Source organism: Methanoplanus endosymbiosus, from assembly GCF_024662215.1.
GTDB lineage: Archaea > Halobacteriota > Methanomicrobia > Methanomicrobiales > Methanomicrobiaceae > Methanoplanus > Methanoplanus endosymbiosus.
In genome coordinates this window covers 1663835-1687033 of the sequence record NZ_CP096115.1, presented here as the reverse complement: position 1 = coordinate 1687033, position 23199 = coordinate 1663835, and the positions used below count along the sequence as shown (strand labels likewise).

Genomic DNA, 23199 nt, shown 5'->3' with positions numbered 1-23199 from the left:
ATCTCCTGAAATTGCTGAGCACAATGTCTGCAGGAAAAGGGGCAACGGTGAGATTTGGTCACACCCTGCCCTGAAAAATAAGATTATTTTACAACGATGGTTGCCTGCCACCGTTTGTCATCTGTGGCAGTCTCTTCCCAGGCTCTCTTGTATATACCTTCTATTGTATATGTTCCGGCATTCTCTGCCTTGTATTTCCATTCATGGGTGCCGCCACTGCCGACAGTTCCTTCCGGAACCTTGTCAGGATAATATTCATCTCCGGTTGCTGTAAGTCCGCCGCCGTTCATCTCCCATGAATACCCTGTTGTCGGGTTTTCCGGCAGTGAAATTATAATTTCAGTTCCGGCAGGCACATCAACAGTTCTGCCATTGTCCCCTTCATAAAGCCACTGGATGGATGTGCCTGTACATCCGGCAACAAGTGCAAGAGCCAGCGCAATACCTGCGACCATTATTACTGTTATTTTCATAATTTCTCATCTCCTTTGTAATACTGTGGCACTTCTGAATTCCGGATTACATCCGGTTCGTATCTGTGCCCCTTAACTACAGATAGAGCACAATCCTGTTTAAATCCTCTGATGACTTCGGGATTTCCGGAAGTTACCGGAAAAATACGATCTCTGCCTCACAGATATTTCCTTCTCTTCAGCCACGGAAGTTTAAGTATCTCAATCTCGTCTTTTATCTTTGCAATATCATCTTCGTGGCTTAAACGGCTCTTCTCAATCCCCTCTCTTATTGCATCAAGTTCATAATTCCGGTTTAAATGACTCTCTTCAATTCCGTCTCTTATCTTCTCTCTCTCGCCGTCAAAGAACTCCATCCACTCCGACATTATATTCAGTTTCTTCTCAATGTCCTCGAAATGCGACCGGATTATCTCCCTGTCACTTTCAATTCTCTCTTTAAGGGAGGTAATCTCTGATTCAAGTTTTTCTATCCGGACGATTGCGCGGTCTGTCTTAAGGGCCTGAGCGGCGATATTATCTACATTATTAATGTCTTCTCTATTTTTCCTCGATTCTGCAAGCTCCTTCAGTCTCTCCGAACTCTCCTTTTTACCTGTACGTGCTACAGACGATGAATCGGGAATTATGGCTGTTTTTCCCGGCTGCCTGGTTTTTCCGGGCAGTCCGCTGCTCTCTTTTCTGACCTTCTCCCTCACCCTCTCATGTGTGCTCTTCTTATCCGGCCTCCTCCCTGAATCTGCATATATCTCATCCCTGCTCTTCCCCTCATTTTTCATCCGGACGATTTCAGTGATCTTTGATACGGCATTCTCTTCATACAGATTGACCCGCCCGAATTTCCGGCAGGGAACAATCTCATGATATTCCTCAGTTACTGATTTAATCTCCTTCTCACTCAGTCCCGATATTTTTGCAATATCTGCCGCTTTTAATGGTTTCTCCTTCATTCAAAAACACCAAAGATGATCTATATTATGGGAACAGAATCCCTCTCTTTTTTAATATGACATCTTACAGGATAAATACCCGGCAGAATTGAGGAGAGGATCGCAATGTAATTAACCTTTCATCTCAGAATAGGTCATCAATGAGCATAAGATCTCGTGAAATGCCCGGCATAGGGAAAAAATATGAACTGGACACCGACTTTGGTGACAGGGTCTCAGTGATACAGCTTGAAAGCGGCGGTGCGCAGCTGTATGTCTCCTCAAGAAATGGCGAATCCGGTTCTGCTGAATTAACCCTCTCTGAGTCAATAAGGGTTTCAAATATCCTTGCCGGGCCTGTGCTTAAGGCAGAGGATGAAGGTGTGTCAATGGTCTTCTCATCCCTCTCCGACCTTCCGATAGAAATTCATTCCTACACTCTTGGTTCAAAAACGTCCGGAAAATCCATATCTGATCTCAATGTCAGGAGTATTACCGGAGCAACGGTTGTTGCTGTAAGCAGTTCGGGGAACAGCATCCTGAATCCATCTCCTGAGTTCAGATTTAAAGAAGGAGATTCTGTGCTTGTAATTGGAGAAGAGGAGCAGATAGCATCCTTTAAAGAGAGGTTTCTCTGATTATATGATGGAAGGAATAGCCCTTGCACTTCTGCTCTGCCTGGGTTTTGCATTATTCTCAAAGCGGTTCAATTTCCCGCCTGTACCTATGTATATGCTTGGCGGCATTGCGATCGGTGTGAGCGGACTTAATATCGTTCACGAGACTGATGTCTCGGATTTCCTGACACAGCTCGGCCTTTTATTCCTGCTCTTTATGATGGGGCTTGAGCTAAATCCCTCAGCATTTTCCGGGAAAAAACGCAACTTCTTCTTCTCCGGCCTGGTGGATTTCGGAGTGAATATACTCATCGGATTTGCAGCCTCCGTTCTTCTCGGTTTTCCTGTCTATGAAGCTTTTGTAATTGCCGCAGCATTTTACATAAGCAGCTCAGCAATGGCTGTATCCTCCCTTATAGAGAACAGGAAACTTGCCTCGCCCGAATCCGAGACTATACTCTGGCTGATGGTCTTCGAAGATATTATGCTGCTCTTCATCATAGTTGCCTTCTCGGCGGCTTCAGCAAACCCTGCAAAGATACTTCTGAGTGCTGCTTTAGTGATTGCCTTCTTCTTTATTGCGGTCAGAATTCTCGGTTCAAAGATCAGGGTACTGCTTGAGAGGGATGATGATATACCTCTCCTCTTTACATTTACTGCTGTAATTGCTGCTGCGGGAATATCGGGGCTTTTAGAGATTCCTGCAACCCTGACGGCAATCGCACTTGGTTCTGCTTTATCATCTACAAACCCCGAAATGCTTGAGAGGCATGCCAAGCCATTCAGGGATGTATTCCTGATATTATTCTTTGTCTTCTTCGGAATTTCAGTGGATCTCACCGATGGCTTCCCTGTAATTCCGGTTGTGATCCTTGCACTCCTTGCAATAGCCTCAAAGCTGATTTCATCCATGGCAATAGGCATGTATGTTCATAAAAATCCGTATTCCGGAATTGAAGTGTGGTCTGAGACCACAGCCAGAGGTGAATTTTCACTTGCCATAGCCTCGATGTACGGCACGCCGATTATCGCAACAACTGTGGCAATGATCGTCCTGATCACGTCTTTTACAGGCGGATTTATGGGCCGGTATTCATTCCGGATTAAAAAAATTTTCAGGGAAAAAAGAAGGCTTAAAACAGGAAAAATCTCCGCCTGAAACGATATTATGTCTGATTTTTGGGCGAAAAATAATTATTTCTGTTTTTCCTGATGGATATTCCCGGTTATATGGTGGCCTTTTGGGCATTTATGGCCGGAATAATCTTCTGAAGGGAGTATTTCTGCATTCAGGCTCTGTTGGCCTCAAGGATGTCCCGCAGTATCTGGGCGACATCAAGCCACATTATGAGTCTTTTCTTCTCTGTTCCGTCCTCTTTGTCCTCACCTATTTTAATTATATTTTTTATATAAGCTTCATTTGAGATGGTCTTTGAGATCTCCTCTATCTGATCCTCGCTCACCTGAAGAACAGAGTGGACATTGTCAACAATAATCCCGACATTTGATCCTTCTGCCGCCTCAGGTATCAGGACAATTATCTTCTGCTCTTCGCGGTTTTCTCTATCGGGTATGGCCAGTATTCTGTTCAGGTTGATGATATTTGTAATCTCTCCCCTGAGGTTAATTATGCCGGCAATATGATACGGTGCCCTCGGTACAGGTGTTATGGGTATCATCTCCACGATCTCCCTTGATAGTCCTATGTCAAGTGCATATCTCTCGCCGTTTATCTCAAATTCCACTACATTTATTATTGCCATAATCTTTTGCCACTTATACTCTGAGCCTGTTCAGATTCTGTTTAATATTATCTGCAAGACTGTTGACTTCGCTGATTGCACCTGAAATCTCCTCTACAGATGCACTTGTCTCCTCTGAGAATGCTGCAAGTTCTTCTATCTCTCTTTGTGTTTCTTTTGTAACCTGATTACTCTTTTCAGTTTCATGCACAATTTCGTTTGTGATATTTGCCTGAGCCTCAATGGCTCTCACAATCTCCCCCATATCCCTTGTCACATGGTTTGCGCCTGTCACGATATTATTCAGGGATGCTATTGTCTCATTTACAATATTCACCCCTAATTCCACTTCGTCATTGGCTGATTTTATTGAACTGACAGTTTCCGAACTGCTCTTCTGAATATTTTCTATCACTTTGTCAATCTTTGATGTGGCTTTTTTTGCATCTGTTGCAAGATTTTTTACCTCGCCTGCCACTACAGCAAATCCTCTCCCATGCTCACCTGCCCTTGCGGCTTCTATTGCGGCATTTAATGCAAGCATATTGATCTGGTTTGTGATCTCATTGATCATCTTAAGGACATTGTTGATCTCAAGCATCTCAGCATTCAGCTCTTCCATCTCAAACACTGTATTTCTGGTTATCTCCATGACAGCTCCCATCTTGTCATTGGCAGATTTTCCCAGTGATTCGGCACTATGGCCCATATCTGAGAGCCTGTCAGCTTCAGAAAGAACTTCCTGTGATGTACCTGCGATCTCTTCATTTGAGGCTGAAAGATCTGCTATGTCCCTGTTAATTCCGTCTATCTGATCCAGAAGGGTTTTTGTAAGCTCAGCACACTTCTGGCTTCCGACTGCTACCTGTTCGGCGGCTTTTGCAACCTCTTCTGAACTGCCATCGGCATCCTTCATATGCTGCCCGACTTCGCCCATAGCCGTTACCACTCCGGAAAAGATATTCCTGAGTTCACTTACAGTTCCATTATAGTCTTTTTTAATCTGTATCAGTGGGTCTTCCTCTATTATCTTCATCTCACTGGTAAAATCGCCCTTTCTGAGAAATTCCATGCCCTCTCCGACTTCACCAATACTCTTGTTGAGCACCCTTGCCCTTGCCCTCTCTTCCTCCATCATTCTGAGGACTTCCTGCTGCTTCTCCCTTATTTCTGTGATGTCATTATAGACTATCAGTATGCTTGCAATCTCTTTGTCGTTGTTCAGCACCGGAATTCCATACTGTTCGAGAATTTTTTCTCCGGTGGGGAATTTAACGGTAACTTCGCCATAGCTCCGGTTCTTCTCCTCCAGTACATATTTTATTCCATCTCCCTCTGTCCTGATAACTGAGAAGTCCCGGAGTGTCATCTTTCTTAGTTTATCAGAATTTATTCCGCTTAACTGTGCATAAGCGTCATTGACAACGCGGATGTTAAACTGTTTGTCACAGAGAATAATTGGCATGGGGTTTTGCTGAACTATAGTCTCTGACCTCTCCTGAAGGGTTTTTATGGTCTGGATCTGCTTCTCAATCTCTTTCTCTTCCTCTCTCTCTATGGTGACATCATCATATACGAATAGCCCGATCTCGACACTGCCCCTCTCATCCTTCAGGGGTGCTCCAAACTGCCTCAGAATCTTTTTTGTTCCGTCTTTTAATGTAAATTCAAGTTCACATTCGGTCTCTTTTTTATCTGAAAAAAGTGTTGAGGCAGATTCACCTTTCAGGGTTTTTATTGAATATTGCGAGGTGTCCTGCCGCATGAGTTCTGATTTTGGTGCTCCCATAAGTTTTGAATATGCCCGGTTCATGTCAACAGGATTAAAATTATGGTCAACAATTATCATGGGCTTGGGGTTTTGCTCTATCAGCATCATTACGTTGTCACAGGTTTTCCTGCTGTCAATGATGAACTCAATGGCCGTATTTACTGACTCTGCAAGTTCTCTTTCTTCACCATCAAAAAGGTTGGTATCAACCCTTTCTGAGTAATCTCCCTCTATTGCCCTGTTAAGTATTTTTGTTATTAAGCTTATGCTCATTGGATGCACCCGGAATAATTTACAAAAGATTAGATTTATGGTATCTCTTTAATCTGAAGCATTGCATTGAGAGCATAAAAACCATTTCTTTTTCCTAACTGTGTGTTAATTATTTTGGGTTTATTTTTTTGCAGATTACTATTATTTTTGGTTGATTCGCAGGGCTTTGCTTCATCTCTTATTCTGATTGTTTTCAGAAAAGTCTGTATATATAATATTCTCCGGACTTTCTCTCTGTCTGATCGTAATCTGCAAGGATATTTGCCCGGTTCCCAAGAGAGAGCATCTTTTCAGAGAGTATCTCCGCTCCGCATGTGGCCTCAACAAGCCTGTATATGCCGGCATTTATCTCCCGGATCTCCTGGTGTTTCAGCTTTTCAAGGGCATCTGCCGGATATGACTCTATCCCAAAATATTCAAAGGCGGCTTCAAGTGTGATTACCCACAGTCTGCTTTTTATTGCGCGTCTTGCGGCGACATTTGCCTCAATGTCGGTCAGGACAAGGTATGCTGTATTCGGGCCGTAATAGAGTGCTTTAAAAGAGTATAATGTTCCTTCCGATTCTGTAATTCTGGCCGGGTTCACATTGAGGTATTCTGAGAGAGCCTTTATTTTATCCTGAATTCCTCTTTTGTGCCCCATATTTTAATCCGCCCTGTTCTCGGTACCAGTAATGATTATCCGTAGATATAACTTTATACCGGTTCCGAAGAATTGCCGTAAATTTTCTGAATACAGCAAAAATTATTATTAAAATAAGGGTCTGTCCCTTTTTTAAAGTTTTTGTCCTGCCAGTGCATCATAGACAATTTTTCTGTACACTGAAAGGTCTGTATTGTAAAATTCTGAAGCTTTTTCTGAGTCTTCTGTCTCTCCGAAAAGTTCTATCCTGTCAAGGGTTGCCTTTGTTGTGTCATCAAGCCAGGTTCTGCAGGTCTCTTCATCCACCTCGGCTATAGTCTCAACCCTTATATTTACCATGACAGCTCCATCGGGTGTCTGGCGTATGGCAGGTTTGCCTACTACTGCAACATAGGCATCGTTTTCAACTGATGAGAGTTCATGCATGGCATTCTCATTGTAACTACTGGCATTTATGAAGAAAAGCCCTGTCGGGTCCCTCACCCTTGCAATGATGAAGTTATTATCCTCGCCTCGTCTCTCCTTATTGGTGAGAATTCCGCAGAAGAAGATCCTGTTGCATCTCTCCCCTGTCGGGAGCATAATATATGTGGGGCTGTACTCATCCTCTCCGCCTTTGAACTGGAGCCTCGTCTCACGCAGTTCTGAAGCTAAAACACGCTTTGCCGGCTCCCTGAAATATCTTCTTCTCTCTGAGTTACTGTTTTCATCTGCCATTCAGAATTCGCCTCCTGCCTCTTCTTCGGGTGCAGCACGGTTTAACAGTTCTGCATGTTCCATTGAATCAAACCTCTTTGGGGTGCACGATTCAACCAGAATTGTTCCGTTGATATCACTGCCAGTGCATGTATAGTACCTTCCGGTAAGGACCTTCTTTATCTCCAGTATCACATCATCAAGGCCAAGCGGATTGTTTTCTGCCATCTCTATTGCCTTTTCAAGTGTCATGCCGGTTATATTTTCGGTCACCTCCCTCTGGATGATAACATTGTGTGCCTCTTTTCCGTTATCTATAGTACCAATTATTCTCAGGTCATATTTTGAGTTGTTCTGGAGCTCATGCACCGGGCAGTAGTTCTGTCTTGAGAGTGCCCTGTTGCAGCCTTCGACAGGGCATCTCTTTATAAGACCCATATTTGGTGAGAAGTTCACAAATACACCTGTAACTCCGGTTTCATTCGATGCAATTTCAATGTCGGCACCTTCCTCTTCAAGTGCCATCGAGTCACTGATATTCAGTGAATAATTTCCATTGTACTCATCCACAACTGCGTAGTATATTGAATATACTTTATTCTCTTCAAGAAGTTTGTCGCGGCTCTCACCGAGGAAATCATTGTTCCTCTCCTTCCATGTGATGAATTTGACAGTGCCTGTCTCATCACCCAAAAGTCCGGACTGGAGCATATTTTCATGGCGGGGATCCCAGTTCTGGATCATTTTAACCCTTATTGTCGCCACTCCGGGCTTTAGATCCGCAATTTTGACCGGTGTCGGCATCAGGGGTTTTTCCTGTTCTGACTTTGTGATCGTAGTTCCTGAATGAATCTTCATGCTCGGTGCGCCACGGTATTCATCAACGACTGCGGACTCTATCCTGTACCATCTGAGTTCCTCAAGAGGTTCTGCACCGGCTTTTTCCCAGATAATGAAGCTTATTGCTCCTGATTCATCTGCAATAATTCCTTTCTGGGCAATGGCTTCATGGGGGTGAGCAGATACCGACACGACTTTTCCCTCTATTGTAACCCAGTCTCCGGGGTTTGCATCCGCAATTCCGATGGTTTCGGATGAGGGTTCCCTTGATACGGTGGATACATTATTCTCCCTCAGTATCTCATTTGTGACTGTCTTTTCAGCTTCCTCAGGCGGGATATGGAAATCCTCTATGAGAAGCCGTAATTTGGAAGCTATTCTGTCTTCTTCGGCAGTTATGCCTTTTTCTTCAATCTTCTGGGAGATTCTTTTTATTATTTCCGGATATTCATCCACACCAAACATCTCCTGTTTTATCAGTAATTTTCTTAAATCTCTGCCGGCACCCGGAATTGTACTTAATTCCGGTTGTGACATGGTATTTTAACCATCATTTCCGCCGGGTTTTTTTCCGGAATTTAAAGCCTGTAAAAAAACCGTTATTTATTCTGGATTTGTAAGTTACTTATTTTTTCGTTTGTTGTAATTGAGGGTCTTTCTATTTTTGGATTTATATGGATGGTGGTATATGGATGTGGCGGCATTTCCTGAGCGGAAGTGGGAATATTGTGGTTCTATGGTGTTAAAAAAAAGGTTTGTCGTCCGGAAAAAAACCTGTTTGCAGGTTTTTATCTGTTTTTGGAGGTTTTATTGTGTATATGTTTTCCGGATTGCAATGCACTGTTTCTTTGGAAATTTTGGGTGCTGCACTGTATTATCCGGTTTTCTGAAATGTACTGGTCTCTTATTATTCAGTAATTCTCTCCTGCAAGGGCGTTGTAGGTTATTTTTAAGTATTTTTTGATGTCAGTGCTGTAAAATTCCCCTGCCTTTGCTGAGTCCTCTGTCTCACCAAATATCTCAATTCTGTCAAGGGTAGCTTTGGCTGTGTCGTCAAGCCATAGCCTGTATGTCTCATCATCAACTGCTGATATGCTCTCCACCCTGACTGATACAAAGAATCCGCCGTCCTGCGTCTCTTTTATTATCGGTTTTCCGGTTACTGCCACATATGAATCGTTTTCAAGGGATGTCATCTGAAGCATTGCTTCCTGCTGATAGCTTCCTGCGTTTATGAAGAAGAGTCCTGTTGCATCCTTCACCCTCGCTGTGTAGAAGACATTCTGGTCCCCGCGTTTCTCTTTATTCTTAAGCTCTCCGCAGAAGAAGATTCTGTTGCACCGTTCGCCGGTTGGCAGCATGATATATGAAGGACTCATATCGTCTGTGCTCTCCTTAAACTGAACCCTGGCTTCCCTGAGTTCGGTTGCAAAGACTCTCTTTGCAGGTTCCCTCTCAAAATTTCTGGACTGGCCTTCTTTCTCTTTCATCAGCAGTCACCTCCATTCTCCTTAAGCATCTCCGCAGTCCGGTTTATGAGTCCGGCATGGATGGATGAGTCATATCTCCCGGAAGTACAGGATTTTACAAGGATTGTACCGTCCATATCATTTCCTTTGCAGGTGAAGTATCTGCCCAGCAGGGCATCTTTCATCTGTATTACTACGTCATCGTAACCCAGTGGGCTGTCTGTTGCGGTTTTTACAGCTTCATCCATTGTGATGCCGGTTATCCTCTCTGCTTCTGCTCTCTGAATAATGATGTTTTTTGCAGATTTTCCGTCATCAATAACTCCGGTTATCCTGAGGTCATAGCGGAAGTCATTCTGCACCTCATGTATGGTACAGAAATTCTGCCTTGAGAGGGTCCTGTTGCAGCCTTCAACCGGGCACCTCTTGATAAGCCCTGATCCACCACCCATATGAATGAATACACCTGATGTCTCTGCATCTCCTTCATATACATCAATCTCTGTATCTTCGTCCTCAAGAACCATTGAGCCGGTGATATTAAGCGAGATCTTTCCCTGATATTCATTGACTTCAGCATAGTATATTGTGTAGATCTTATCTTCCTCAAGGACCTCACTATTGCCGCCTTTCCAGGTCACGAATCTGACTGTTCCGGTCTCATCACCTAACAGTCCGGCCTGAAGCATTCTCTCATGTCCGGCATCAAAGTCCCTGACAACCTTTGCACGAAGGGTTGCAACTCCGGGTTTTAAATCTGAAATTCTGACCTGATTTGGTATCAGGGGTGTCTCCTGTTCTGTCTTTGTGACTGTTGTTCCGGAATGAACCTTCAGGCTCGGCGCGCCCCGGAATTCATCCACAACAGCAGATTCAAACCTGTACCACTCAAGTTCCTCAAGCTCTTCTGCGCCGGCTTTCTTCCAGATTACAAAATTCATTGCACCTGTTTTGTCTGCAATTACGCCTGACTGGGCTATGGATTCTGACGGGTGATCTGAGAGAGATACAACTTTTCCTTCAACTGTCACCCACTCTCCCGGGAACGCATCTGCAATGGCAGTCATCTCAGCTGTTTTTTCTCCGGAAAAATCCCTGATTTTATTCTCCTTCAGAATTTCGTCAGTAACTGTCTTTTCTGCTTCCTCCGGAGGGATATGGAAGTCCTCGATAAGAATGCGAAGTTTTGCGGCTATCTCTTCATCTCCGGCATCAATGCCTTTTTCCTTAATCTTAAGGGAGATTCTTTCTGTAATAACAGGATCAATGTCCATTTTAAACATCTCCGGTTAAGTATCAGCAACCTCTTTCTATATAATCTGTTGCCGCGTGGGGTGAAAGTAAAAACTCTATGAATTTTTCTTTATATTTGTAATTACTGCTATTCTGTATGATTATTATGTGGTGTCAGGTTTTCTTCCTGATTTTTGCACTTTTTTCTGAGGCATTGCAGTTATTCCTCCGGATGCGTGCAATATCATAATGTATATTACAAATAAATTCAAAACAGGTGAATATGGTATTAACAGCAGACAGTTTACTGTCAGAACTTCTTCAGGAAAAACCTGAAGCAGCAGGGATACTGATGCGTTTTGGAATGGGCTGTGTAGGCTGCGCCCTTGCGAGCGGAGAGAACATCAGGCAGGCAGCAGAAGGGCATGGTATTCCTCTTGCAGAACTTCTTGATGCACTTGGCATAGAAGAGTAATGTAAATGTCCGGAATTTAAATCCGGAATTATTTTTGCCCGGCATCTCTCGCGGAGATTTGCCTGGGATATTACTGACTCCCATTTCAGGCGTTATTACTGTTCATTCTGACTGTTTTTCTGCGTTAATTTCGAGTTCCAGCTCTTCTGCAACTTTTTTAAGTTCACTGATTTCAGCCATAGGATTCTTCTTCAGATGGCTGACAATCTCCGGGTGGTGCATCAGTATGCAGTTCGTGCACCCCCAGACTGTGCCGCCAGTGGATGTATCAACAGAATATCCAAGTTCTTCGTCATTGCACGGGTAAAACGGGCAGTAACAGTAGTTGCATACCTGTCCTCTGAAATGGCAGGGGTAATACGGGCAGCCTTCCGGTGACCATTCAATCCAGTGGTCCCCTCCGATTGTGCTGAGTACATACAGGGCGGGCTTATCTGCCGGTTTTTTGCCGTCGTGTCTTGCAATAGCTTCCTGCACCCCGAAGAGGACAGCTTCGGCGGTCCACTTGCCGATCCCGGTCATTCTTCCGGCATATCTGTGTACCTTCTGGTTCTCCTTATTACAGCATGTGACGACTGCGTCGGTTGTGGTTCCGGCAAAGTCATAGCCCATTGAGAAGAGGGCCTCTGTCTTCGCCTCCGTTGCAGTGATGATAAGTCCGGCCATTGCCTCGTCATAAAGGCCGTCCCTGCTGTGTACAATTATGTTTATCGTACCCGGAAGTCTGGGATTTTCCGGGTTTGGGTTGCTCACTCCGGCGGTGATGAATACTGTTATGGTGCGGTTTATGAGTACACAGAGAGTCTTCATATCAACGGCGGTCAGCAGGCCGTAAAAATCCCCTGTGCAGCCCTCATCCCTGACAATCTCCTCAATAAATGTTTCAGGACTGTCGTGCATGAAATTCTTCTCAACCGTCCGGTTGATAATGGTTGAGACATCTGAGAGACCGCCGCCTGCGCCTGAACTGACTGCCCTGAAATTTCCGCGTAAAAAAAGAGTTTTATTTTTTATGTAATACTTCATGCAACAGAGTATCTCGCTCTGTCCTTTAATTCCTGTTGTTTGCCTTTGTTCCATCCTGAGACATCAGCGAGGTATCCTGTTACCCGTGAAACCTGTGATACATCGTGGCTTCCGCAGTCGGGGCATATTGCCTGGCCGCAGAGAGGGCAGTACTCAATCTTCTCAATTATGTTGTGGTGGCAGTTGCAGTGATCAAGAGGACACATTATCTCAAGGTTTGTCTCACCGCAGCATGGGCACGGATTTTCTGTAACCACATGGTGGCAGGTGTGGCACTTGTATCTCCGCTCTTCCACAGGGATTTCCTCAAGATTTTTGTATTTTTTTGACAGTTTTAACTGTTCTTCAGTCCAGATCATGAAGAAGAATATGCTACTCAGAAGATAAGAATTATTGTTTGATGGCCGGCCCGGAAATGATATTTCCTTAACCCGGGGCAGACTATGATCTGATATATCCGGGGAGGAGAGATTATTCTGTAACCCATGACAGGAGATAACATTCCGACAGGGACATTTTCGTATATCGCTCATCTCTCGCAGAAAGCGCTGTGAATTTATGATGAGAAGGGCCTGCCTGTGCCTTCTGAAAGGGATATATGTACAGGTTACCGATATTGAATCTGAAATACCTGTGCCCGGCAGGATTACTATCAGCGATCCGGCAGTTGAGGTTAGAAATCTTGAAGGCGGGGGGTTTGCAGCAGTTTTTCACACCGGGCCTTATCAGGGGTACCGGCAGCTTATGAGAAGCTCTTTGCATACCTTGACTCTGAAAATCTCATTCCGGCAGGGCCGACAAGGTATACATCAATGACCCGGCACAGGTGCCGGAGGAGGAGCTTTTGACCGGGGTTATGATTCCGGTGAAGAATGTCCTAATTATTAAGCTGTAGTTATCTGGGGACTAAAAGAGGGTTGTGCGGTTTTTTGCTATTTTTTATTTTTATCTATGTATGTGTTATGTAATTCGCCTCAGGTGACTCATAGGGTTCTTCATCCCTCTTTGGAATCGCTTCCATTAAGGTCAGATCGGTTTCACTCATCATCGGCGAATGGGAATAGAGGTTAGGGGGGGGGTTTTGGTCTGCTTCATCTCTCCCCGGAAATTCTTCCGGGATTCCGGCTTTAGTTCCGGATAAACGAGTAGGATTGTGCAGCCTTCGCCGGATCTTCACTGTTGTATATTGAACGTCCGACAATCATCGAATCTATCAGCGGTGCAATCTCCTCTGCACTGCCACCCTGTGCACCAACTCCCGGTGAGAGGATCTTCTTCTTTCCGATAATCTCCCTTAGCGCCTTTACCCTCTCAGGTCTTGTTGCAGGTGCAATAATTCCGTCAGCATTGCATTCTACAGCTAACGCTGCAAGTCTCTCTGCTATTCCTTCACCCATGAAGTCAAGTGCACCGGGGTGGCTCATCTCAGTGACAACATAGCATTTACCCCCGGCACTGTGTGCAACATCAACGCAGGCTGACACAGAATCCCGGCCCGTAAATCCCTGAGTGATAATTCCTGAAAATCCGGCTTCAAAGACATGCTCAGCGATGAGCCTGTTAGTATTCGGAATGTCGGCAACCTTGAAATCCGCTATAAGGGGAAGGTCAAATTCGGACAGGTCTCTCGCAACCGAAAGGCCTGATCCAAGTACAAGCGGATATCCGATCTTAATTGCGTCAATATACGGATGTGTCTTCTCCGCAATATCCATTGCCTCTGCCCTTGTCAGGACATCGAGTGCAAGCATTAATTCTGTCATCTCTCAATTCTCTCCAGAGTTGCTGCTATAATAAGCGGCATGTTTATTGTGGCATCCCCGTAGACTGTCTGTGAGGTTGCCTCTCCTGTCAGCTTGCCCCATGACTTTGCTTCATCAAGGGTCGCTCCCGAAAGCCCGCCAAGGTCAGGCCGGTCACCTGTGAGCTGCACAGCATAGTCAAAACCTTTTGGAGTCATAAGCATGCTCTGGAATATATAATTTTTCGGTACACCGCCTCCGACAAGCATTGCACCGGATTTTTTGGAGGCAAAGCAGATGTCCATAAGCTCTGACATATCCTTAAAGGCATCAACCGTCACACCTGATGTCTGGTCAAACATCCAGTACTGAAGGCCTATCATTGAGTCCTGAATTGCCGGACAGTACACAGGTATTCCTTTTTTTGCAGCCGATGCAAGTATTCCTGTGTCCAGGTTTTCACCTATGAGACGGGTTAAGTCACTTATGGATATCTTCTTTCCGGCCTCAATTCCTGAGAAAACGCCCTGAAGGAACTCTTCAAACCGTACAAAGGCATCATTTGGCAGGAATACATCATATATTCTGTTTACCTCCTCTTCTCTGAGCATTACATCATCGCATACTTCTGTTCCGTGATAGTGGTGGCAACCGATAGCCTCAATGACATCATGGGTGAGATTTGCGCCTGTAGATACTAAGACATCAATATGTCCGGCATCTATGAGGTCTGATACTATTCCACCCATTCCTCCGGGCACCATCGCGCCTGAAAAACCGAAAAATTTTACAACTTCGGGGTCTGTGAGCATCTTTTCATATATATTTACTGCCTGCCAGAGTGAACCGGCATTATATGCCCTGGATTTGCCGAATTCCTCAACAAGTTCCCCTACTGTCATTTTGGCTCTTACTTTTGCCTGAATTACCGGCGTTCCACAGATATTGTCACTGGTCATGGGATTGAAGTTACTCCTGTATTATATGCTGTAATGTTTGTCTCTGATCAACAATAATTCAACCGAATGTATGGGTAATGTCCGGAAATTTTCCGGCGGCGTAAAACTTTAAAAGATCCGGGATCTACGATATTGATAGGTTGTTTTGATTCAATGAGGACGGAGAGGGAAGATCCAATGAACCGTGTTTATGCGGAGAGACTGAGGCGCGGCCATGAAAATCTGGAGCTGTTTATCGGGCAGCTTAATCACAGGGGCATTTCGTACAGGGTCCGCGCAGCTGAGGCTCTTGGAAATTCCGGTGATGAAAAGGCTGTTATGCCGCTTATTTTCTGTATGATGAATGACCCTGAGACTGAGGTTGTGTATATGGCTGCGTGTTCTCTTGGAAAGCTCCGGGACAGAAGAGCAGTGCAGCCTCTGATATCAAAGCTGAAGAGCAGTGAGAAATGGGTGAGGCGCGGGGCCGCGAAATCACTTGGCATAATTGGTGATCGTGAGGCCGTTGATCCTGTCTCTGAACTGTTGTCAGATGAGGTTCCTGAGATACGTGCCGCGGCTGCCGAGGCTATAGGAATGATCAGTTACTGGGACGCAGTTGACCGGATTATTCCGCTTCTTGAGGATCCTGAGCCGGAGGTGAGGGTTTCAGCACGAAAGGCTGTCCGGATGCTTGGGAGAGGCGATCTGGCAGACTGACTGTCTGGGTGTTTATCCTGATTATTTCCGAAAATTCCGGATAATTCATCAGCAGTCCGGATGCTGAAAATAATTAATGGTCTGCTATAGTGATACTCTCACTTCACTTCCATAATGTTATATACCGGAATATCATTATTCTCTCCAAGGATTCTCTTATGTGGGGACGAAAATTAGTTTTGGGGTTTATTGTAGCTGTTTTTTCTCTTCTGCTGTTATCTCTGTTTCTGGTTCCGTCTGTTTTATCTCCGCAGGCTGCTTCCTGTAAAGATAACCGGCCTGTTATTTATCTTCTCTATGCCTCCTCAGGTTCGGTCTCCCAACTGCTTAATACGAATCAGATTGACTCTTTTATTATCTGGGAGCCTGTGGTTGCCAATGCAGAACTATCCGGAATCGGAAAAAGGATTGCAGTACCTTCTGATCTTCCGCCCCCGGGAAAATGGGCGGATGCTGCAAGCTGTGTCTTTGTGCTCAGAAATGACATAATAAACGATTACCCGGATGTATCCGGGCTCCTCTCTGCTCTTACAACTGCTGCTGTAAACCGGACAAATGAAGACCCGAAATCTGCTATAAGAATAACATCGGACTGGGTTTTTGGCAAAAATCCTGTTCTGACTCCCGGAGGTCTCCTTGAACCACTTGATGTTGAAAACCGGTCATTTGAGAATATGGAGTTTACTTCTTCTGCAAAACCGCCTCTGTCAGGTCTGGTGAGCAGTCTTATTGATCCGGATGGTAAAGGCAGTTATAACCCTGGGGATATGATGAATCCGGCTGTCACTGTAAGGGGGGAACAGTTCCTTAACGGTTCGGCTGTTCCTGAAATTTCCGGTGATGTCCCTGAGCTGAATATCGGTTATCTGCCTTCTTCAGATAATTTTGCACCTGTTTATGTAATGATCAGGGATTTTCAGTATTTCTGCGGCCGTTACGGTTTCTGCCTTCTCCCGGATAATGCGGGGTCATCAAGGCCGGTTTACTGTACGCTTCTTGCCGGGAATGATTCCGTTGCCCGTGTAAATTTCATTCCGGGCCAGTCCGGCGGCGGTATTATGACAACTGTCGGGCAGAGGGCACTTGATGGTGCTTATGTAGGTTCAATTCCTGCTGAAATGCAGATTGCTCTTGGGAATCCTTCAGTTATTATCCAGTCCATCAATACAGGCGGTACAGGAATTGTTGTTGATAATGAGGCACCCTGTGATGACTGGGAAAGTTTTATTGGCTGGGTAAAACTCCGCTCAGATGAAGGATGTCCGGTAATCATCGCAACTGTTCAGAGTTCTATTCAGGAGGATACTATCCGGGAAGCACTTGCATATGAAAATATTCTGGTAAAGTTATATGGCACAAATAATGAAATATCATATCCCTGAATTTGCCAAAGGTCTTGTGGCGATAATTATTCTCCTTTCTGTATGGGATACGGTGGCGTATCTGATTCAGAACAACTACGTCCTTCCACAGACTATGGACATACTCATGGTTCTCTTCCATCCGTTTGAAGAGATAATCGGCGGTGAAACACTGATTGAAAATACTCTGGTAAGTCTTAAGGAGGTTATCAGTGGATTTACCTGTGCAGCAGCGATTGCAATTCCGCTTGGCCTTTTTATCGGCTGGTCGTCTGAGGCGGGGAAATATCTCAATCCGGTTATTCAGATACTCCGTCCTGTTCCGCCTATTGCCTGGATGCCGTTTGCAATTGCATGGTTTGGAATCGGTTTTAATTCTGTTCTGTTTATCATAGTGATCGGGGCATTCTTTCCTATTCTGATTAATACTGTTGAAGGGGTTAAGGGTATCAGAAGGCGCTGGATTGAGGTGGCAGAGATGCTGCATGCAACTCCCTTTGAAGAGATACGCACTGTTGTGATCCCCGGTGCCCTGCCCGTTATATGGACAGGTCTCAGGGTCTCTTTTGGCGTTGCGTGGATGTGTGTGGTTGCTGCTGAGATGCTCCCCGGAACTTCGGCAGGACTTGGTTTTCTGATTATGTATGCCTATAATCTTGGTCAGCTTCAGGTTATCGGGGCAGGTATGGTTATCATCGGCGTGATAGGTCTTGGTGCTGATACTCTGTTTAAGGCAGGGCAGGCCCGTTTCTTCGGCTGGCAGGGGAAGGAATAATGAATCCGGTTTTATCATTTGTAAATATAAAAAAGGCATATCATGATGAGGGTGAGATATGTCCGGCTCTTGATGGTATATCCTTTGATGTCTGTGTCAATGAGATAGTCTGCATTATGGGACCTTCGGGGTGTGGTAAGTCCACTCTGCTGAGGATAATAAACGGACTTGAAAAGGCAGACTCAGGCACTGTGCGTGAATATCCTGAGAATGAAGGAGGCAGTCTCTCAGCTGCTATGGTATTTCAGGACCATGCCCTCTTTCCGTGGCTTACGATATATGAAAATATAGTGTATGGGCTTAGACTTTCTTCACACAGGGTGCCTGAAGAGGAGTTAAAGGAGCGTGCAGAAGCGCTTTTGTCCCTGACCCATCTGGACGGATTTTCAGATTCCCTGCCCCATCAACTCTCCGGCGGGATGAAACAGAGGGTTTCTGTTGCACGGGCGCTTGCTATCAGGCCTGACATCCTGCTGATGGATGAACCGTTTAGTGCTCTTGATACTTTTACAAGGAGAGAACTTGAGGATGAAGCTTTAAGAATCCGGAAAGAGACGAAGACGACCGTAATTACGGTTACACACAATCCTGAGGAGGCTGTATATCTCGCTGACAGAATTGTTATTCTCTCTGAGCGGCCTTCTGTTGTGTCAGATATCCTGACTGTTGACCTTCCTCACCCAAGAAATCCGGTGAACCCTGACTTTATAAGATTACGTGAGGAGATAATCCGGTTAATTCGTGGTAAGTCCTGATTTTTGTCAGTCCTGTTTTAACGGATATTTTGCAGGCATTTCTACAATCTGCTTTTACACGGGTTTCTGTTAGAAAAATCCTTTTTATTTCCTGCATTTTTTCAGCGTCAGCATTATTACGATGATAAACATGAGTATGACAAATAAGGATATATACAGTCCGTTTCCTGTTGCCCCCAGAGCTATATTTGCGATATTTGCAAGAACTGCAATTGTACTTCCTGCGAAAATAATGAGATCCCTCGTGGAATATTTCATATAATATATTTACTCTGGTTTTATTAATCGGTTCTGTCTGTAATTGTACCTTTTTTTGTGAGGATGCCTTTCAAGCAGATTTTAATGATAAATTCTTCTGATTATGTCCGGAATTCTGATTGATGCTCTCTGAAGTATTTTTCCGGTTCACCAGCTATTTCAGAATCCTCTCCGGTAAATCTTTTCAGAACTGCCTCTGCATACTCCTCTGCCACTTTTAAATCTGAACTGTCCGGTCTGTTCTCCATTGCCTTCCAGCCGCCGGCGTTGAAGGTATGTGCTCCGGGAAATTCAGCAGATGCCACCACAGAAAAATTCTGCCTGTTAAGTATCTGCCTTGTTGATTGGTGTGCCGGGTGGATTTTAAACCCTCCGTATGTGAAGAACACTGAACATTTTTTATTCTGCCCGGAAAGTGTACTGAGTCATTCTCCTGCTTCTTTTGGAGCACGCCATGAGTATTCCGGAAATCCGAATACAAAAGCATCGTACGGCTTAAGGTCGGTTTCTTTTTTTCTTGCTTTGTGAGTTGTGATGTCGGTTTTATGGACCTCTGCTCCGGGTAAAGTGAGTTTTTTCTCTATAACATCAGCAATTTTTGCTGTGTTTCCTGTTGCAGAAAAGCAGAATGTCAGGATTTTCATATTTATTCCTCCCGGGATTTTATCTATTCTTCTCTTTTTGAAAGCAGCACGGCCCTGCTGAATGAGATCTTCGGGTTTTTCTCTACTGTAAATCCTGCCTCTGCTGCTGATTTTATGGTTTTTTCAAATTCGGCTTCTGTAACGTGAAATGCCGGTTCCACGATGAGGTATTTTCCCTCAGGCCTTAGCATTTCAAAGATTTCCTTCAGGAAGGAATTCCGGTCAGAAACCTCATGTACCATGTAGAATGAGAGGATAAAATCTGCCTTATGTTTTATTCCCGTTTTTTCCGGCGAACTTTTATGCCAGATTATGCGTGATTCCGGGCCTGTTCTTCTGCAACGGCCCTCTGCACATCTAAGCATTTCATCCTGTATGTCGCATCCGATGGCTGTCCCTTTGTCACCTGCCAGTTCTGCCATTGCACGGGTGAAGGTTCCGGGGCCGCAGCCGAGATCTATGACTGTCATTCCCGGTTTTATGTGAGGTGCAAGGATCTTTTTTGGGTTTTGAAAGAGCCTTCTGATACTGTTGTCAAGCATATGTGCATGTGTGAACGAATACCGGCAGAGTTTTTCTGCCTGATTGTTTCCTTTATGGACTGTCTTCATATTTTTTACCTTTTGTTAAGATTGTTTACAATTTATTCTCTGAAAAAAAATTTACTCATCTTCCCGGCTGCATTCATCAAAGGTCTCTTCAATTGCTGATAAAAACCGGATTATCAATGAGAGTTCTTCTCCGGTAATTTCGCCGAGCTTTTGGTGCATGGCGGCATAGATCTTTGCGTGGTGCTGTTCATGTCCGAGAAAGGCAATATTTCCACGTGGTGTGAGGCGGAGGAGGATTGTCTTTTCATTGCCGGAATTTTGGTATTTTTCAACCAGTTTTTTACGTTCCAGCCTGCTTACCATCTGTGATATGGCGCTTTTGGAAATTCCGAGGATTAGTGACAGGTTTGTGACGTTTATCTCCGGATTTTTGCCTATTGCCATGACTGTATGGATCTCGGAGCAGTGCAGCAGATCTCCGGTACCGTAATCCCTTGGGATCTTTTCATGCTCCTCGTTTTTGTTGAGGATTCTGATCCATTTCTCTGATATTTTCAGTAAGTCTCTGCTCTCTGCCATATGCCTCTTTTCACTCCGGCTTTATCTGCCACATATTGTTAAGTTACTTAACTATATAATATTGTCTGCGGAATTTTCCTCCTGATAATGTGACCTGCTGATGCAGAAACATTTATTCTGTTTCGGGATGGAAGACTCCCCGCTTAAAAGGATGGAATTTTGCCTTTATATCCAAATCAGATGTCAATTATCTCATCCACAAATGTGGTGATCTGGCTTAACAGGAGGGGATCAAGCCCCGTTTCTACTGCAAGAAAAATACCGGAGGAATCCATCAGCCTGAGCTTGCTTGTTACAAAGTGAAAGAACTTGGAGATGTTGATGGACGGGATGTAAATGAGCATTGTGCTTATAGAATCAAAGAGGATAAAGGGCTTATCTTCAGGAATACTGTCAAGCATCTCGGTGATGGCTATTCCAAGATCTGTCAGGTTTGACGGACTGTTTACAAATCTGCAGTTCTCAGCTCCCTCTGTTATTTTTCCGGTTGCGTATCTGGTAATTGCATCAATGAAATAAATATGCTTAAGGTCAAGACCGTTTTCCTCGTAGTTTTTTACGAGTGTGGCATATGGCTGGTTGGTTGTTACGATAAGAACAGGGTGATCGTTCTGGATCAGATTGCGCAGGACCTCAATATTACTCTGTCTCAGTTTGTTTGCAGCTGATACCACAAGGTATAGTTTTTTTTCATATTGATGATTATATTCAGATGTCATGGGCTGTTCACATCATTTCTTTAAGAATTCCTTATATGCATCAGGGATATCAGCACGTTCGTTTGCAACTTCTTCATTGAGGGACTGGAGATTTTCAAATACCTTTTCCATTATTCTGATCTGGAGCATGAATGAGCCAATTATCTCATCGTCCACAAGACCGTCATTTTTCTGGAAATCCTCAGCCATTGTCCGCAGGTTATTCAGAACCAGTTCTACAGGCTGTTTTAGCCGGACTGTGTACTCGGTCATGTAACCTATAAGTGCGGCGTGTTTCATCTCGGTTTCAGTCTTTGACTCGCTAAGCTTATTGTTCAGCTGTTTAAGATGCTCATTGGTTTTTTTCAGTTCTCTCTGGGCAGTCATGAGATCCCGTTGTTTCATTACTGCTACATCGTACGCGGAGAGAAGGAATTCACTTATTTTGTGCCTGTCTGCATCAATACGGATTATCTGATTTCCATGCAGTATCTCTACCGATTTTGACGGGTCATCTGATCTCTGTTTTCTTCTCCCCGAAGCAATCATCTGCTTGATACGGGAGACCAGATATTCAGAATCATAGGGTTTTGTGATGAAATTATCTGCTCCTGCCTGAAGAGCCAGGGCCACATTGCTGGTATCTGAGAGAGAGGTGAGAAGGATAACAGGGATTTCACTGAATTTATCATCATGTTTTATTGCTGAACAGAATTCATATCCGTTCATTACCGGCATATCGATGTCACTGATGACGAGGTCAAATCTTTGCTCGGTCAGTTTCTGGAATGCAATTTTACCGTTTTCCGCAGCTGTCACAGATAAGTTGTGCTCTTTTAAGACATCTTTTAAAATTTCACGCTGTGTTATGCTGTCTTCAGCGATAAGAATGTGAAATTGGTCTCCTGAATCCTGATTTGTATCTCCGGGCATTGTATATCTACCTTTAATAATATCTGTAGGTGGATATGTTAATGTCAGTTATCTGATTTAATGCTATGTACTCTGTCAGTCTCTCAAAATAAATATCACAGAATAGCAAATAAAAATTTAATCTCTAATGCGCCTTTGCGTATTGCCGGCCGTTTTTTCCTCTGATACTGACTGGTGTTAGGGGATGAATCTGTGAAATTAACTGATGACTATGATTGCAGCAGATAGTTATGAGTATTCATAAAGCCGGAGAAAAACAGTAATATGGGCCTGATGCGATTCGAACGCATGACCGCCCGGTTATGAGCCGGGCGCTCCACCACTAAGCTACAGGCCCTGTGGACTATAGTATTTGTATCTTTTAGCAAAAAAACCTAACCATTGCCGGATAAGTATTGAGATATCCTTGCGGGTATGACCTTCTGCGTAAATAAACTTGTAATTCCGGATTTAAATAGATTTTGAGTTGTTTCTGAGTTAAACAGATTGAAATGCTGCGATCGTTCCGGTTGAGATAATCAGGATAGGTATGCGCACACAACTGTACTGCGACTCCGGATAACTCTGTTTAATTCCGGACATATCAATACCTGGCAGGATAAACCCTGCATGGGGTGGTGCTCTGATGGAAGAGATCTCTGCAATAAAATACGAGGAGAAGAAGTCACGGTTCTATGCACACCTGTACAGAATCATTGATGAAAGAGATCTGGAAGCGATCATTACAGTACACAGAAAGAAGTACAAAAAAGCTGCTCACCGCTGTGTTGCTGCCCGGTTTACCGACAGCGTGGGCAATTTATGCGAGGAATTTAAAAATGACGGCGAGGTAGGCCATCCTGCAAAGGGTATGCTTCAGATTATGAAAGCCAATGGCCTTGATTCCCATGTGATTGTTGTCTCAAGAATATTTGGGGGGATAAAACTCGGTCCGGGAGGCGTATCAAGAGCCTTCAGAAAGTCTGCTGAATATGCAATATCAGAATCTTAAAGATAAGTACCTCTGAAAATAACTTAGCAGATTATATCCGGATTAAACCCGGAATGCCTCCTTCAGT

General features: G+C 44.3%; 28 protein-coding genes and 1 tRNA gene. 8 read left to right on the top strand and 21 right to left on the bottom strand.

Going from position 1 to position 23199, the window contains the following annotated elements; genetic code table 11:
- Window positions 1–83: 83 nt before the first annotated feature.
- Window positions 84–473 carry a protease inhibitor I42 family protein gene (locus L6E24_RS07460; RefSeq protein WP_257741365.1) on the bottom strand — a complete coding sequence of 130 codons (390 nt, stop codon included), beginning with the start codon at window positions 471–473 and terminating at the stop codon, window positions 84–86.
- A gap of 158 nt (window positions 474–631) precedes the next feature.
- On the bottom strand, window positions 632–1423 hold the full coding sequence (locus tag L6E24_RS07455; protein ID WP_257741364.1) for a hypothetical protein: 792 nt from the start codon (window positions 1421–1423) through the stop codon (window positions 632–634).
- A 140-nt stretch (window positions 1424–1563) separates the two neighbouring features.
- On the opposite strand from L6E24_RS07455, the gene L6E24_RS07450 reads away from it, so the two are divergent.
- A complete protein-coding gene (locus tag L6E24_RS07450) occupies window positions 1564–2040 on the top strand; it encodes a cation:proton antiporter regulatory subunit (RefSeq protein WP_257741363.1) in 477 nt (158 codons plus the stop codon).
- A gap of 4 nt (window positions 2041–2044) precedes the next feature.
- Window positions 2045–3178 carry a cation:proton antiporter gene (locus L6E24_RS07445; protein WP_257741362.1) on the top strand — a complete coding sequence of 378 codons (1134 nt, stop codon included), beginning with the start codon at window positions 2045–2047 and terminating at the stop codon, window positions 3176–3178.
- A 130-nt stretch (window positions 3179–3308) separates the two neighbouring features.
- Here the strand turns inward: L6E24_RS07445 and L6E24_RS07440 are convergent, their stop codons facing one another.
- From L6E24_RS07440 to L6E24_RS07410, 7 genes are all read right to left on the bottom strand, one after another.
- Window positions 3309–3782 carry a chemotaxis protein CheW gene (locus tag L6E24_RS07440; protein WP_257741361.1) on the bottom strand — a complete coding sequence of 158 codons (474 nt, stop codon included), beginning with the start codon at window positions 3780–3782 and terminating at the stop codon, window positions 3309–3311.
- Window positions 3783–3795: 13 nt separating this feature from the next.
- Window positions 3796–5805 carry a methyl-accepting chemotaxis protein gene (locus L6E24_RS07435; protein WP_257741360.1) on the bottom strand — a complete coding sequence of 670 codons (2010 nt, stop codon included), beginning with the start codon at window positions 5803–5805 and terminating at the stop codon, window positions 3796–3798.
- Between the two features lie 193 nt (window positions 5806–5998).
- Window positions 5999–6448 carry a hypothetical protein gene (locus L6E24_RS07430; protein ID WP_257741359.1) on the bottom strand — a complete coding sequence of 150 codons (450 nt, stop codon included), beginning with the start codon at window positions 6446–6448 and terminating at the stop codon, window positions 5999–6001.
- Between the two features lie 132 nt (window positions 6449–6580).
- Complete coding sequence (locus L6E24_RS07425; RefSeq protein WP_257741358.1) at window positions 6581–7165, bottom strand: nucleic acid-binding protein; 585 nt, start codon at window positions 7163–7165, stop codon at window positions 6581–6583.
- The gene (locus L6E24_RS07420) at window positions 7166–8521 is read right to left on the bottom strand and encodes a nucleotide-binding protein (protein WP_308219112.1); all 1356 of its coding nucleotides are present in this window, start codon (window positions 8519–8521) and stop codon (window positions 7166–7168) included.
- A gap of 374 nt (window positions 8522–8895) precedes the next feature.
- Window positions 8896–9474 carry a nucleic acid-binding protein gene (locus tag L6E24_RS07415; RefSeq protein ID WP_257741357.1) on the bottom strand — a complete coding sequence of 193 codons (579 nt, stop codon included), beginning with the start codon at window positions 9472–9474 and terminating at the stop codon, window positions 8896–8898.
- Window positions 9474–10727, bottom strand: a complete 1254-nt coding sequence (locus L6E24_RS07410; protein ID WP_257741356.1) for a nucleotide-binding protein — start codon at window positions 10725–10727, stop codon at window positions 9474–9476. The genes L6E24_RS07415 and L6E24_RS07410 overlap by 1 nt, the downstream gene beginning before the upstream one ends.
- 242 nt (window positions 10728–10969) lie before the next feature.
- Between L6E24_RS07410 and L6E24_RS07405 the strand changes: the two genes are divergently transcribed.
- Window positions 10970–11161, top strand: coding sequence for a DUF1858 domain-containing protein (locus tag L6E24_RS07405; RefSeq protein WP_257741355.1), 192 nt, complete (start codon window positions 10970–10972; stop codon window positions 11159–11161).
- A gap of 102 nt (window positions 11162–11263) precedes the next feature.
- On the opposite strand, the gene L6E24_RS07400 is transcribed toward L6E24_RS07405, so the two are convergent.
- The 4 genes from L6E24_RS07400 to L6E24_RS07385 form a co-directional block, all read right to left on the bottom strand.
- A complete protein-coding gene (locus L6E24_RS07400; RefSeq protein ID WP_257741354.1) occupies window positions 11264–12187 on the bottom strand; it encodes an adenosylcobinamide amidohydrolase in 924 nt (307 codons plus the stop codon).
- The gene (gene nrdD, locus L6E24_RS07395) at window positions 12184–12546 is read right to left on the bottom strand and encodes an anaerobic ribonucleoside-triphosphate reductase (protein WP_257741353.1); all 363 of its coding nucleotides are present in this window, start codon (window positions 12544–12546) and stop codon (window positions 12184–12186) included. Before nrdD ends, L6E24_RS07400 begins: the two co-directional genes overlap by 4 nt.
- A 768-nt stretch (window positions 12547–13314) precedes the next feature.
- Entirely contained in the window at window positions 13315–13950 is a 636-nt protein-coding gene (pyrF, locus tag L6E24_RS07390; RefSeq protein WP_257741352.1) for an orotidine-5'-phosphate decarboxylase, read from the bottom strand.
- On the bottom strand, window positions 13947–14888 hold the full coding sequence (locus L6E24_RS07385; RefSeq protein ID WP_257741351.1) for a deoxyhypusine synthase: 942 nt from the start codon (window positions 14886–14888) through the stop codon (window positions 13947–13949). The genes pyrF and L6E24_RS07385 overlap by 4 nt, the downstream gene beginning before the upstream one ends.
- A 132-nt stretch (window positions 14889–15020) precedes the next feature.
- Between L6E24_RS07385 and L6E24_RS07380 the strand changes: the two genes are divergently transcribed.
- From L6E24_RS07380 to L6E24_RS07365, 4 genes are all read left to right on the top strand, one after another.
- Window positions 15021–15587: a HEAT repeat domain-containing protein gene (locus tag L6E24_RS07380; protein ID WP_257741350.1), complete on the top strand. Its 567-nt coding sequence runs from the start codon at window positions 15021–15023 to the stop codon at window positions 15585–15587.
- Window positions 15588–15745: 158 nt separating this feature from the next.
- Window positions 15746–16969 (top strand): type 2 periplasmic-binding domain-containing protein, encoded by a 1224-nt coding sequence (locus L6E24_RS07375; RefSeq protein ID WP_257741349.1) that lies wholly within the window; start codon window positions 15746–15748, stop codon window positions 16967–16969.
- Window positions 16938–17723, top strand: coding sequence for an ABC transporter permease (locus tag L6E24_RS07370; protein ID WP_257741348.1), 786 nt, complete (start codon window positions 16938–16940; stop codon window positions 17721–17723). Before L6E24_RS07375 ends, L6E24_RS07370 begins: the two co-directional genes overlap by 32 nt.
- The gene (locus L6E24_RS07365) at window positions 17723–18478 is read left to right on the top strand and encodes an ABC transporter ATP-binding protein (protein ID WP_257741347.1); all 756 of its coding nucleotides are present in this window, start codon (window positions 17723–17725) and stop codon (window positions 18476–18478) included. Before L6E24_RS07370 ends, L6E24_RS07365 begins: the two co-directional genes overlap by 1 nt.
- Before the next feature lie 84 nt (window positions 18479–18562).
- Here the strand turns inward: L6E24_RS07365 and L6E24_RS07360 are convergent, their stop codons facing one another.
- The 8 genes from L6E24_RS07360 to L6E24_RS07325 form a co-directional block, all read right to left on the bottom strand.
- Window positions 18563–18736 (bottom strand): hypothetical protein, encoded by a 174-nt coding sequence (locus L6E24_RS07360; RefSeq protein WP_257741346.1) that lies wholly within the window; start codon window positions 18734–18736, stop codon window positions 18563–18565.
- 101 nt (window positions 18737–18837) lie between these two features.
- Entirely contained in the window at window positions 18838–19125 is a 288-nt protein-coding gene (locus L6E24_RS07355) for an NADPH-dependent FMN reductase family protein (RefSeq protein WP_257741345.1), read from the bottom strand.
- Window positions 19126–19161: 36 nt separating this feature from the next.
- Entirely contained in the window at window positions 19162–19380 is a 219-nt protein-coding gene (locus tag L6E24_RS07350) for a flavodoxin family protein (RefSeq protein WP_257741344.1), read from the bottom strand.
- Window positions 19381–19403: 23 nt separating this feature from the next.
- Window positions 19404–19991, bottom strand: a complete 588-nt coding sequence (locus L6E24_RS07345; RefSeq protein WP_257741343.1) for a class I SAM-dependent methyltransferase — start codon at window positions 19989–19991, stop codon at window positions 19404–19406.
- Window positions 19992–20042: 51 nt separating this feature from the next.
- On the bottom strand, window positions 20043–20510 hold the full coding sequence (locus L6E24_RS07340) for a MarR family winged helix-turn-helix transcriptional regulator (RefSeq protein ID WP_257741342.1): 468 nt from the start codon (window positions 20508–20510) through the stop codon (window positions 20043–20045).
- Window positions 20511–20686: 176 nt separating this feature from the next.
- Entirely contained in the window at window positions 20687–21229 is a 543-nt protein-coding gene (locus L6E24_RS07335) for a DUF7504 family protein (protein ID WP_257741341.1), read from the bottom strand.
- Between the two features lie 12 nt (window positions 21230–21241).
- The gene (locus tag L6E24_RS07330; RefSeq protein WP_257741340.1) at window positions 21242–22141 is read right to left on the bottom strand and encodes a response regulator; all 900 of its coding nucleotides are present in this window, start codon (window positions 22139–22141) and stop codon (window positions 21242–21244) included.
- Window positions 22142–22406: 265 nt separating this feature from the next.
- Window positions 22407–22478: transfer RNA gene (locus L6E24_RS07325), tRNA-Ile, on the bottom strand.
- Between the two features lie 288 nt (window positions 22479–22766).
- On the opposite strand from L6E24_RS07325, the gene L6E24_RS07320 reads away from it, so the two are divergent.
- Window positions 22767–23132 carry a YigZ family protein gene (locus L6E24_RS07320; RefSeq protein WP_257741339.1) on the top strand — a complete coding sequence of 122 codons (366 nt, stop codon included), beginning with the start codon at window positions 22767–22769 and terminating at the stop codon, window positions 23130–23132.
- The last annotated feature ends 67 nt before the right edge of the window (window positions 23133–23199 follow it).

Bases quoted from the DNA above. Each gene is read 5' to 3' on its own strand.
- L6E24_RS07335 (WP_257741341.1), bottom strand. From the start codon at position 21,229: ATGACATCTGAATATAATCATCAATATGAAAAAAAACTATACCTTGTG.
- L6E24_RS07400 (WP_257741354.1), bottom strand. From the start codon at position 12,187: ATGAAGTATTACATAAAAAATAAAACTCTTTTTTTACGCGGAAATTTC.
- L6E24_RS07450 (WP_257741363.1), top strand. From the start codon at position 1,564: ATGAGCATAAGATCTCGTGAAATGCCCGGCATAGGGAAAAAATATGAA.
- L6E24_RS07375 (WP_257741349.1), top strand. From the start codon at position 15,746: ATGTGGGGACGAAAATTAGTTTTGGGGTTTATTGTAGCTGTTTTTTCT.
- L6E24_RS07320 (WP_257741339.1), top strand. From the start codon at position 22,767: ATGGAAGAGATCTCTGCAATAAAATACGAGGAGAAGAAGTCACGGTTC.
- L6E24_RS07370 (WP_257741348.1), top strand. From the start codon at position 16,938: ATGGCACAAATAATGAAATATCATATCCCTGAATTTGCCAAAGGTCTT.
- L6E24_RS07405 (WP_257741355.1), top strand. From the start codon at position 10,970: ATGGTATTAACAGCAGACAGTTTACTGTCAGAACTTCTTCAGGAAAAA.
- L6E24_RS07425 (WP_257741358.1), bottom strand. From the start codon at position 7,165: ATGGCAGATGAAAACAGTAACTCAGAGAGAAGAAGATATTTCAGGGAG.
- L6E24_RS07350 (WP_257741344.1), bottom strand. From the start codon at position 19,380: ATGAAAATCCTGACATTCTGCTTTTCTGCAACAGGAAACACAGCAAAA.
- L6E24_RS07440 (WP_257741361.1), bottom strand. From the start codon at position 3,782: ATGGCAATAATAAATGTAGTGGAATTTGAGATAAACGGCGAGAGATAT.
- L6E24_RS07340 (WP_257741342.1), bottom strand. From the start codon at position 20,510: ATGGCAGAGAGCAGAGACTTACTGAAAATATCAGAGAAATGGATCAGA.
- L6E24_RS07445 (WP_257741362.1), top strand. From the start codon at position 2,045: ATGATGGAAGGAATAGCCCTTGCACTTCTGCTCTGCCTGGGTTTTGCA.
- pyrF (WP_257741352.1), bottom strand. From the start codon at position 13,950: ATGACAGAATTAATGCTTGCACTCGATGTCCTGACAAGGGCAGAGGCA.
- L6E24_RS07330 (WP_257741340.1), bottom strand. From the start codon at position 22,141: ATGCCCGGAGATACAAATCAGGATTCAGGAGACCAATTTCACATTCTT.
- L6E24_RS07385 (WP_257741351.1), bottom strand. From the start codon at position 14,888: ATGACCAGTGACAATATCTGTGGAACGCCGGTAATTCAGGCAAAAGTA.
- L6E24_RS07455 (WP_257741364.1), bottom strand. From the start codon at position 1,423: ATGAAGGAGAAACCATTAAAAGCGGCAGATATTGCAAAAATATCGGGA.
- L6E24_RS07430 (WP_257741359.1), bottom strand. From the start codon at position 6,448: ATGGGGCACAAAAGAGGAATTCAGGATAAAATAAAGGCTCTCTCAGAA.
- nrdD (WP_257741353.1), bottom strand. From the start codon at position 12,546: ATGATCTGGACTGAAGAACAGTTAAAACTGTCAAAAAAATACAAAAAT.
- L6E24_RS07415 (WP_257741357.1), bottom strand. From the start codon at position 9,474: ATGAAAGAGAAAGAAGGCCAGTCCAGAAATTTTGAGAGGGAACCTGCA.
- L6E24_RS07435 (WP_257741360.1), bottom strand. From the start codon at position 5,805: ATGAGCATAAGCTTAATAACAAAAATACTTAACAGGGCAATAGAGGGA.
- L6E24_RS07420 (WP_308219112.1), bottom strand. From the start codon at position 8,521: ATGTCACAACCGGAATTAAGTACAATTCCGGGTGCCGGCAGAGATTTA.
- L6E24_RS07345 (WP_257741343.1), bottom strand. From the start codon at position 19,991: ATGAAGACAGTCCATAAAGGAAACAATCAGGCAGAAAAACTCTGCCGG.
- L6E24_RS07460 (WP_257741365.1), bottom strand. From the start codon at position 473: ATGAAAATAACAGTAATAATGGTCGCAGGTATTGCGCTGGCTCTTGCA.
- L6E24_RS07360 (WP_257741346.1), bottom strand. From the start codon at position 18,736: ATGAAATATTCCACGAGGGATCTCATTATTTTCGCAGGAAGTACAATT.
- L6E24_RS07410 (WP_257741356.1), bottom strand. From the start codon at position 10,727: ATGGACATTGATCCTGTTATTACAGAAAGAATCTCCCTTAAGATTAAG.
- L6E24_RS07365 (WP_257741347.1), top strand. From the start codon at position 17,723: ATGAATCCGGTTTTATCATTTGTAAATATAAAAAAGGCATATCATGAT.